This is a genomic window from Dapis hubbardiae BLCC-M172, from assembly GCF_050016015.1.
Classification (GTDB): Bacteria; Cyanobacteriota; Cyanobacteriia; order Cyanobacteriales; family Microcoleaceae; genus Trichodesmium.
The window spans coordinates 18,359-29,470 of record NZ_JBNHEQ010000059.1 but is presented as its reverse complement, the minus strand read 5'-3'; the positions used below and the strand labels follow the sequence as shown (position 1 = coordinate 29,470).

7 protein-coding genes are annotated in these 11,112 nt (G+C 39.6%); 3 read left to right on the top strand and 4 right to left on the bottom strand.

Annotation, left to right across the window (positions count from 1 at the left end):
* The first annotated feature begins 300 nt into the window (after positions 1-300).
* The gene (locus ACP6PK_RS05975) at positions 301-2,544 is read left to right on the top strand and encodes a hypothetical protein (protein WP_426558606.1); all 2,244 of its coding nucleotides are present in this window, start codon (positions 301-303) and stop codon (positions 2,542-2,544) included.
* Positions 2,545-3,045: 501 nt separating this feature from the next.
* Here ACP6PK_RS05975 and ACP6PK_RS05970 read toward each other — a convergent pair.
* The 4 genes from ACP6PK_RS05970 to ACP6PK_RS05955 form a co-directional block, all read right to left on the bottom strand.
* The gene (locus tag ACP6PK_RS05970; RefSeq protein ID WP_426558604.1) at positions 3,046-3,735 is read right to left on the bottom strand and encodes an ATP-dependent Zn protease; all 690 of its coding nucleotides are present in this window, start codon (positions 3,733-3,735) and stop codon (positions 3,046-3,048) included.
* Between the two features lie 283 nt (positions 3,736-4,018).
* On the bottom strand, positions 4,019-4,882 hold the full coding sequence (locus ACP6PK_RS05965; RefSeq protein ID WP_210407739.1) for a M15 family metallopeptidase: 864 nt from the start codon (positions 4,880-4,882) through the stop codon (positions 4,019-4,021).
* Between the two features lie 488 nt (positions 4,883-5,370).
* Positions 5,371-5,673 (bottom strand): helix-turn-helix domain-containing protein, encoded by a 303-nt coding sequence (locus tag ACP6PK_RS05960; RefSeq protein ID WP_094678307.1) that lies wholly within the window; start codon positions 5,671-5,673, stop codon positions 5,371-5,373.
* Positions 5,674-6,913: 1,240 nt separating this feature from the next.
* On the bottom strand, positions 6,914-7,327 hold the full coding sequence (locus ACP6PK_RS05955; protein WP_094678299.1) for a SufE family protein: 414 nt from the start codon (positions 7,325-7,327) through the stop codon (positions 6,914-6,916).
* 263 nt (positions 7,328-7,590) lie between these two features.
* Here ACP6PK_RS05955 and typA point away from each other — a divergent pair, with 263 nt between their 5' ends.
* Positions 7,591-9,381: a translational GTPase TypA gene (gene typA / locus ACP6PK_RS05950; RefSeq protein ID WP_426558601.1), complete on the top strand. Its 1,791-nt coding sequence runs from the start codon at positions 7,591-7,593 to the stop codon at positions 9,379-9,381.
* 430 nt (positions 9,382-9,811) lie between these two features.
* A complete protein-coding gene (locus tag ACP6PK_RS05945; protein WP_426558599.1) occupies positions 9,812-10,696 on the top strand; it encodes a class I SAM-dependent methyltransferase in 885 nt (294 codons plus the stop codon).
* The last annotated feature ends 416 nt before the right edge of the window (positions 10,697-11,112 follow it).

Sequence of the window (11,112 nt, the reverse complement as noted above, 5' to 3'; positions counted from 1 at the left end):
CTACTGGATTTACTATTGCAACATTTAAGGTGAAACAATCTACTACTGGAGCTACACCGCTAAAATGGTGCGTTACGACGAATTGTTAAATACTTTTCACAGTCTAAGTTTTAGCCGTCTAACGCACCCTACTGGATTTACTATTGCAACATTTAAGGTGAAACAATCTACTACTGGAGCTACACCGCTAAAATGGTGCGTTACGACGAATTGTTAAATACTTTTCACAGTCTAAGTTTTAGCCGTCTAACGTACCCTACTAATTAATCAACTTTATCCGAGCTAGGGGCGCTAATAAAAATGGCTAACTTCCCTAAATTTACTACTAACCCCGCCAACCCTAATAAAATTTTTGCCGACAAATACAACCGTAGTTTTATAGTTGGTTTGACTTTCCTCAGCGTAGCGTATTCAACTCCAATTTTAGCACAAACTCAATTAGCAGAGAATTTAGAATTTGCAGAAGTTACCCCTTTATCAGAACCAGACTGGTCTACCTCAGCAACAGACCTCCAAGCTCCATCACAAAATCTAGCATCCCAAAACAAGGCAACAGCACCCTCATTAAACAAAAAGCCCAAGAATTCAACCCAACGCACACCCACACCCGCACCGGTAGACCCAGATTATATTATTCCGCCACGCATCGCTGATGATGAAAAAGTTAGCCCCCTAACCACAAGTTTACCCCTCAATGATATTCCTATTAGTCACCTAACAAAATGGGAAGTTACTGCTTTAGAAAGTTTTGCCGATACTGCGGACACCGACTTTTTTATTAACGGCATCCTCAAACTTAATGGTCGAGTTATGGAAAGTTTAACCCGCAATAACATCTATACCGTAGACCAAAAAGCCACTTATTTCCAACTGCGAACAGTTCCTATAGAGAGAAAAGTTACCACCACAACAATTGAACCCAAAACACTAATAGGGCAAGAAATGCAACTAAGTTTAACAGCACCTTGTATTTTTCCTGGTACTCCCGACGACCAACAATGTACCTATACCCCTGGTTTAGTTATAGATCGCAACAGTATAGATCCAGAAGTTTTAGTACCGACTCGCGTTTTTCAAACCTCTGAAGTAGGAGATGTTGTTAAACCAGAAACCTTAGCTTTTATGCAGTTTCCCGGTTTTCAGCGGGGAACAAGCAGTCAACCTATTGGAGTAGATTTATATTTTCCTAATGCAGGTGCTTTTCCGGGAAACGGTCAATCCCAAAAAACTAAAATTGAACGAGAAGAAAAAACTGATTACACGATTTCTAGCACAATGTCGCGAGTTCGTCAAGTTGTCAAGGCTAACGATACAGAAGCAGTTATCGGGCGTACAGTTCGTGGTTTTACCCTATTTTTTGATGATGAAAACCGGGGATTAAATACAACTATTCAAGCAGCAGCGCAATTTTTACCCGATGTTATTCCCGACTTAAAAGGCAGTGAAAATCCTGTCAACTCTAGTATTAACCGCAACTTATTTTTAGCAGCTAACAATACTCGTTTACCTAGCGGTAGTTTTACCATTTATTCTGCTGGAATAGGTAGAGCAAAAAGTTTAACACCTGATGTTACTAGCTTAAGTCAAGTTCCCAGAGGAAATTATAACAGTATTTGGCTCGGTCTTTCCCCTATTATTGACCGCAGTATTAACGAAGGTCGCATATTCTATACTCCCACAAGTCCGCAATTAGCGATCGCCAGTGCAGGAGCAGAAGGTGGAGCAGACAGCAATGTAGACCTAGAGTCTGTAGTCAACGAAGATTTTTTTTCTACTAACAACCTACAAAATTTTTATGCTCAAATTTATCTCAGCGTTCTCCAACAAGATGCTAACTTTGTCAGAGAAAGTATTTATCGAGAAGAAACCAGTTATTCTCCTCATCTGAGTTTTACCGGAAATTGGACTGGAGGTGAAGATTTGTTCCGTTATTATACTGGTGTCATTGCTTCTGAAGAAATCAAACTTTACCTGGGTGCTGACTATACGAGAAACACGGTCAACAGTTGGAGTTTTCGGGTTGGTGGAATTGGTTATCTTAACCCAGACCGAGATTATTATAGTCAACTTTTTGGCAATGTCGCTAAAAGATTTCGTATTAGTAAAAATGCTAATTTTAGCTTATCAACATTCTTCAATTATGCTATAGATAGAGATACTAAAATTGGGGATATTGTGAATAATTCACCTGCTAGCGAACTTGCTGCTAATGCTCGTTTGAATTGGGGAATTACTTCTTTTGGTGTCACCTACTATTTTGGCGATATTCTCCCTAATTCTTTTGAAGACAGGTTATTGCTAGAGTTTAGTATTCGTCCGCTGAAGACTGTTACTTTTTCTGGTTATGTTGCACCAGTTGATGAAACCTCTAACCGTTCTGTTTATGGTGCTAGTTTAACTTGGCGACTAAACAATAAATATAATAGTCCGACTCTATCTTTGAGTTGGAAAAATCAGGAATATGATTATGGTCAAGATCCTTTTGGAAATAATCTCACAATAACTGATAATACTTTTACAGTCTTATTTCGAGTTGGTAAATAGTTAATATCATGTCCGGTTTAATCATTATAATTAAAGCTTGTAGTAGGGCTTGATAATTTCTACAGTTCGGGCTAGAGCAATACTACAAACCATATACTTTTTTATCACTGATTATCCGGACATGATATAATGTTCTCACTCTCCACTTAATTCGATATCAAAAAATTAGGACTTACGCAAAGGCACTATATATAGAGTCTTGGTGCGTTACGCTGGCGCTAACACACCCTACTGGATTGTTTCATCTTAAATGGTGCAATAGGAAATCTACCAGAGATTGCTTTCCTAACGGAATGCTCCGCAAACACTATCGTTCGCAATGACAATTCTAACGCACTATTTTAGCTGAAACGGTCCACTACCAATAGCTTAATTCGATATAAAAAAATGTTCCGTCTTCAACCATTGCCCAATCTTTCTAAATTCTCTTCCCTCCTGTAGGGGCGAATGGCTATTCGCCCCTACAACATCTAATTTACATCAATGCCACCAGATGTAAAATTAATTCTGATCAACAGAAATATACTCCTGAATAGCTTGATAACAATCAGAAACAGACGCTCTTTCTGTCATTACCTTCACTAACGCTTCATAAGCAGACTGATTATTTTCTATCAAACTACGAGCTTGCAAAGATGCCCAACTTTGTTTAAGTTTAGACTCTCCAGGACGTTTTAATTGTGTCAAAACTGCTGTAATGTTCGCCCGATCCTCTGCTCCACCCTCAGCATTACCATAAATTAAATCTTCTGCAGCAATACCCGCCATCCAGACAGTACAATATCGGTCCACAAGTTGGTTAGAAATCACACCTCTCTGTAACTGAGCAGCTAACTTTTGGTCATCAAACCTAACTCCTCCTTGAGCTGACTGACCTTGCCGAAATGCTTCCCATGCACTCAGAGCATACCCACTAATAGGAATTTCCAATAAATAAGCCACCAAAAAATGTCCAGCTTCGTGACGAATAATCCGATCGCGTCTTTCTGAAGATGTTCCTTCAACTAAATCTACAATAATCATACTGCCCTGACCTTGCCACCCAAGAGTATCTATAGTTGCTAATACCAACACAGAAAAAGTAGCGATCGCTGGTATAAGTGGAGATACATTAAATATCGGTCCAAGTAAACTAGACATGGTAAGAACAAACATACCAATGGCAATAATATTAAGTGAAGTTTGTTTCATAATTAGGGAATAGTTCAATAATTAATAATTAATAATTAATAATTTTACCAAAAAATGAGGGCATGAGCCTACCCTTGGATAGGGGATGAAAAAATATTTAACTCAGTATTTCAAGCCTCCGACTAAGGTCTGAGGTTCACTGATAACTAATAACTGTTAACGTAGTTCCTCCGCAGGAGGCTAACTGAATTGCGCAGTTCCTCCGACAGGAGGCTAACTGAAATGACCTCTATACTATACTTCAATCTCCCCATCTCCCCATCTCCCCCACTCCCCTACTCCCCTACTCCTCATCTTCCTCAAGCGATCTAGCTTGCTCAAAAGTATCTAAACTATGACCATCTCCTACAAAGCGCCAATGCCAAGGTTCATAACTAATACCTTGAGGATTATCCCTTGGAAAGGATAACTCAAAACCATAATTGCCAGCATTTTCTTGTAACCACTGGAACGCTCTAGTATTTTCAAAACTAACTTGGAGATGACTTCCTGGTGATCGAGCATCTCCAATATCAATAGCGTAACCTGTATGATGTTCGCTGTAACCAGGAGGCGCACTCACCTCAGCTCTTTTAGATGTCACCTGTCCCCGCTCTGCTTTTACCTCAAAAAATAAATACTCTTGATCTGCCAAAGTTCTAAACCCCGAAAGAGGAACCAAATTAATATTTGCAGACCAAGCTGCATCTGACATGGCATTAAATTTTTCTGCCGCATTTGAACGTAGTTTGACATTTTGGTTGCCAAACACTGGTGTCAATTCTTGCCAAGATGCTTCTTGATAGGGCAAATGTCCTAGTATATTTTCTTTCTGCTGAATGGAAGGAGTAGGAGACGGTGAGGGTAAAGGTATTTCTATAGGAGTTGGAGATGGTTCGACTACTTTTGTTCCAATATTTTGTTTCATTTGGGCGACAGAAGAATTGTCTGTAGTTTGGTTAAATTGGAAGTGCAAACCAATACTAATTATTAGAGCGATCGCCCCTATCAGTAATAATTGCCAAACCTGCCATTTTTTCTGAGGCTGAAAAGGCTCCTGTTTTGCACCTTCGTATTCATCTCTTACAGCTTCAGGAATATCATCTACTGGCAATTTTGCCTCATCTGGTGTTTTTTTAAATAGACCCAGCTTATTCAAAATTTTCACCTAAAACTCCTCGGTAGTTTGAAAGCCTCTTTGCTTTAGGAACAGTTTGAAAAACGCCAGCCACAGCTTTACTCACAGTATCCCTGATGGGGCAGGAGAGTGGTTGACGTTCTCACAGACCTACAATAATCAGTAAAACATAAAATTATGTGTCTGTTTTCGGCCTTGCTAAATCAAGAGATTAAACTTTAAGAGTCATCTGTTTCTGATACCTCTAAATATCTAACCAGAGTAAGTGATGGGTATTACCCCTAGTAGAAAATCATCTTACCAATTACCAACGCCCTGTTTTCTATTCCTGCTTCGACCGGGTCGTCGGCGCTATCCAGTCCACAGAGTGTCATAGTCGTTTGCTTTGTAACGCTGGCGAATATGCGGAATGGGGAGCAGAGAGCTAACTGACGGCCAAAGCTAAATTAATACTACTTTCTAATCTATCGCTTTCTGGAGTAAAGTTTGTTTTGCCAATGTTGTTGGTCGGCAAATGTTTAATGGCCAGTTACCGATTCTGTCCTTTCTACCTCATTTAGTCCATTATTATTGTGTATAACTTTTCTTGGTCTACCTGGTTTACGCTTGTGGCGTTGACTAATAGACTTATCACTAGCCACAGCTAATTCTTCTGGAGTGCATTTTAAAATATCCAGAATTTCCAGGTACTTTTGGGGAGTCATTGTTGGTTCTGTACGCCCCGTCTCCCAGTTACGAACACTGGTTTCGCTGATACCTAGTCGCTCTGCTACTTCAGCACGGGTAAGCCCCGCACGTTCTCTCAGGGCTTCCATGTCCATACTTTTTATATTTCCTCCGCCAATCATCTGATCTAAAATATAAGTTTTTTTGAAAACTGATTCGGTATTTAAATTAAGCACCTTCATTTTAAACTCCTTAAAATATAATTGTCTAGGTTTTTTTAAAAAAAGACTAAATTATTGTCGCTACGCTCCTAACCTTTTGGGTATTAGTAGATTAGATTATTATTTGTTGTGAAATGAAACGCCTCAAAATGCTGATTATACCATTTTAGCTCTACCAGTTCAGTCGGTTGTAGTGAATACGCTTTGGTAGCGATAGTGGCAGCAGGAACGAACAAAGTATTTTTTACCATGACTTTAAGATAGCACCTAATAAAATTTGCTGAATGTGCTTATATCTTATTTTGAGGTTGTGGGAAATTGCAAGACAAAAAACAATTTTTTCTCACATCTTCATCAAATCTTCATCAAAATTCTATCAAATCTTCATCAAATCTTCATAAAAGTCTCCGAGAGACCACTTACAGTGTAATATTATTCTTCCAAAAAATAAAATATACAACCAAAGCCACTAATTTGGGGGAAAATTTCTCAAGATCCAACAGGATAGTAATCAAGAGATATCTCAGGCGATCATCTGGGTTATCTTGATTTTCAATAAGTATATTCAATAATTCTGACTAATATTTTAGGATAGAAAAATTTACTGCCCCAAACCTACCACCTTCTTGAATCCCTAATTTTATACTTGTGGCCATGAAAAAAAACCCATAACCTCAGATGGTCTTGAGATTTCGGGTTAACTTTACTCTCACATATTAAGATTAGGTGTTTTCACAGCACAAATCTCAACAAAAGTCAATTTTTGGCTTCAATCAACAGCTCATACTAATACCGTTTTATGGAAGTCAAAAGTCATGGATTGAGATTGTACAAGCTTGACATACTCCCGACGTTGCGCTTACGCGACAAAGCGGGATTCTTCAGTCAGTAAAAACTGACCGCTGTTTTAACAGAGGTGATGTCCTCCCCCTGTGATGACGCTTACAATAACAAAATGTACCTAGCATGTCTTGCGGCTTATAAACGTTTAGCTTGTGGAGGTATCCGAATCTTGGCCCTGGCTTTCATCCCGACGCTCCCCTGCGGGAGAGCGCGGGACTTCCCGCCAGGGAAGTTAAAAATCTTACTGACACTAATTTAAAACGATTATTTTACAGAATATGTATAAAAATTTTTATAATATTTTTTAAGTTAAATAGTATAACTTTATGGATTATTTTGAGTAGGAATTAGCTTTAGTTTTCATAAGTTGAAAAATATTGTAAAAACCATTAGCGCGAGAAGGAGTTAAACTTGCTTTTAAACCTGTTTCTTGAATAAAATCTGGAGTTACTTGGGAAATTTCTTGAGGTGTTAATCCATTCAAACCCTCAATTAAGAAAGCAACCAATCCCTTAACTAACTGAGCATCAGAATCTCCTTGATAACAAACTTTTCCATCATCTAAGTTAGCAGTAATATATACCTGAGATTGACAACCATAAACTTTATTTTCTGGTATCTTTTCTGCTTCGGGAAAATCAGGTAACTTTTTAGCATACCAAAGTAGTTGTTCATAGCGCAATTTATTAGAAGATGCCCGTTGAAATTTTTTAACAATACGTTCTAATGATGATGGTAAAGACATAGAGGGAATTTAGAATTTAGAATTAGGAATTGGGAACAAGCAAAACATATTTACTCCGGGAATTGTAGCACATTCATAGGACTTACGCAGAAACCAGGTTGATCGACAAAATTTCGTGAAAAACAACGATCGGGGCAATAAACCCGGTTTCTTGTTTAACTTTTGACTTTTGACTTTTGACTTTTGACTTCTAACTATTAGTCCCTGGATCGGCTACAATAGTTAAAGAAACTTAACAGTAATATCTGTAATAAAAACTTCTTATGTCTCTTCCTATTCGCAACGTAGCCATCATCGCCCACGTTGACCATGGCAAAACTACCCTAGTTGACTCGCTCCTCAAACAATCAGGTATCTTCCGGGAAGGGGAAGAAATTCCTGATTGTGTCATGGACTCCAACGACCTAGAACGGGAACGTGGGATTACAATTCTCTCTAAAAATACCGCCGTTAGATACAGAGATACTCTGATTAATATTGTTGATACCCCTGGTCACGCTGACTTTGGTGGAGAAGTAGAACGAGTCCTCGGTATGGTGGACGGTTGTTTACTAATTGTGGATGCCAATGAAGGCCCAATGCCACAAACTCGCTTCGTCCTCAAAAAAGCCTTAGAAAAAGGTTTAAGGCCCATTGTTATCGTCAACAAAATCGACCGTCCCCGAGCTGACCCCCACAGTGCTGTTGATAAAGTTCTCGACCTATTTATAGAGCTGGGTGCAGATGATGACCAATGTGATTTTCCTTATCTATTTGCCTCTGGTTTGGCAGGTTACGCGAAAAAAGACCTGGAAACAGAGTCACAAGATATGCAGTGTTTATTCGATTCTATTTTAGACCATGTTCCTCCTCCAGTGGGAGACCCTGAAAAACCTTTGCAGTTGCAGGTGACGACTCTCGACTATTCAGAATATTTGGGTAGAATAGTTGTAGGTCGTATCCACAACGGTGTGATTAAAGCTGGTCAACCTGCGGCTATTGTGAAAGAAGATGGCACAATTGTCAAATCAAAAATCTCAAAGTTAATGGGATTTGAAGGTTTGGCACGCATTGAGATTCAAGAAGCTGCTGCTGGTAATCTTGTGGCAGTTGCTGGTTTTAGTGATGCTAATATTGGTGAAACTATTACTTGTCCTAACGAACCTCAAGCTCTACCTTTGATTAAAGTAGATGAACCTACTCTACAAATGACTTTCTCTGTAAATGACTCTCCATTTGCAGGTCAAGAAGGAAAATTTGTAACTTCTCGACAAGTGCGCGATCGCCTGATGCGAGAATTAGAAACGAACGTTGCATTGCGAGTAGAAGAAACTGACTCTCCAGAGAAGTTTTCTGTTTCTGGTCGTGGGGAACTGCACTTAGGTATTTTGATTGAAACGATGCGTCGAGAAGGTTATGAGTTTCAGGTTGCTCAACCTCAAGTTATTTACCGAGAAGTCAGCGGTCAACCATGCGAACCATTTGAACTTTTAGTAATGGATGTTCCCGAAGATGCGGTCGGTGGTTGCATCGAAAGAATAGGTCAGCGCAAAGGCGAAATGCAGAATATGCAGGTGGGTACAAATGGTCGGACTCAATTAGAATTTTCTGTTCCTGCTCGTGGTTTGATTGGTTTCCGGGGTGACTTTATGCGTCTTACCCGTGGGGAAGGTATTATGAACCACAGTTTCTTAGATTATCGTCCGTTGGTTGGTGAAATTGAAGCTCGACGCAATGGGGTGATTATTGTTTTTGAGGAAGGTGTGGCAACTTTTTATGCGTTGAAAAATGCTGAAGATCGTGGAGTATTCTTTATTACTCCTGGTACGAAGGTGTATAAAGGTATGATTGTGGGAGAACATAACCGCCCTCAAGATTTAGATTTGAATGTTTGTAAAACTAAGCAGTTGACAAACCATCGTTCTGCAACTGGGGATGAATTGGTGCAGTTGCAAACGCCTGTGGATATGAGTTTGGAGCGGGCGTTGGAATATATCGGACCTGATGAGTTGGTGGAAATTACACCGGAGTCAGTTCGGTTGCGGAAGTTGAGTAAGAAATTGGTGAAGCGATAAATCAAGAGTTGTCTTTGTTCAGCTTTTAGTAAAATTTGTAGGGTGCGTTAGACGGCTAAATTTTAGACTATGAAAAGTATTTAGCAATCCGTCGTAACGCACCATTTTAGATGTGTTGGTTCAACGGTGCGTTACGGCGCAACATAATATTTGCAGTTCAACCGTAGTTTGTAGTAAGCGCCTAACGCACCCTACTAGACTGAAATAGCTGTATCTGATAGTTATAGCAAAATTCAACAATCTTTCTCCCCTACGGACGTTGCATTCAACGTTCCTACCCTATTCCCTAATGCAAATTTTTAGCTGTGTCGGTCCACTACTAGAGTACTCGACTTGATACCTGAAACTGGCAAAATATTCTAGGAATGTTTTCTGGAAAGTCTTACAATAATAAAAGTTCAGCTCAAAAACTTATAAAAAGAAAAAAATCATGGAAATTGCAGCAACTACCATCGATCAAATTCTCAGCAATTTGGCATCACAACCTGACCCTGCTTGGAAAACTCTAGACTTGGAAACACAGAGAAAACAGATTCAAACTGAATTATACTCTTCTGCACCCAAGGATGCCATGATACGATTTCTAACAAGGATACAGTTTCAGGAAGCGCCAGATTTAGGCGAGATTGATTGGGAATCAGAATTATCTACTTTTGAACCAATTGAATATCCTCAATACTATCTTCAGCCTTTTCATAGTGTTTTGGGAGGATACTTGTCGGAAACTGCAGCAGTTGGTAATCGAGTAGGAATGGAAGCGCTTTTAGAAAATGCTCATCCACGAAAATCCCTCGGAGTCAGAGACGAAATAGCCAAATTATTTCCCGAAGATGCTCGCCACATTTTAGACTTAGGAGCAGGTATCGGAGACGATGCAGCAGCGATTGCTCGTTATCTCCCTTCTGCTACAGTAACAGCATGGGATGCTTCTCCGTTTATGATTGTAGTTGGTCGCCGATACCACAAGGATATTCCCAATCTACATTGGAAACACGGTTTAGTTGAAAAAACCGAACTGCCAGATAATTCAGTTGATGCTCTTAATATCGCTTATCTTCTCCATGAATGTCCTGATGAAGTTAAGCAAATCATCCTAGCAGAATGCTGGCGAATTCTTGCTCCAGGTGGTCGGTTAGTTGTCACAGATTCGCACCCTGGAGAACTGCACTCATACAGAGGCTTTTTTGAACCTTATAAAGAGCAATGGCTAAAAGTTGACCCCGATAAGTTACTGCAAGAAGCGGGTTTTGTCAACATTAAGGCGTATCAGTTTGCCTATCCTGCTTGGACTCGTGTTGGAGAAAAACCCAACTAATTTACGAGTTGAAACTCTCCAGTAGGGTGCGTTATACGGCTAAAATTTAGACTGTGAAAGGTATTTAGGAATCCGTCGTAACGCACCATTTCAGGTTATAAAAATATCGAATTTTTGGGCTGATAGTTATAGCAAAACTTGTAGTCGCGTGAGACACCTAAAATGTTGAAATAGTAGGGGCGGGTTTCCCTGTTAAATTAATGAGTTTTCACATTTGATTAGATAAACCCGCCCCCATTCCGCGTAGTTATCAATATCAGCATTACCCAATATCAGGTTGAAAGCGGGGGAGTTTTGGTGAATCAATCAATTATCACAAGATTTTTAGTGAAACCCGCCTCTACAAATTTTTCATACATTCGGTTGACGTAGGGGCGGGTTCCCCTAGAATGTTAATAGGAATTCAACAAAATGAA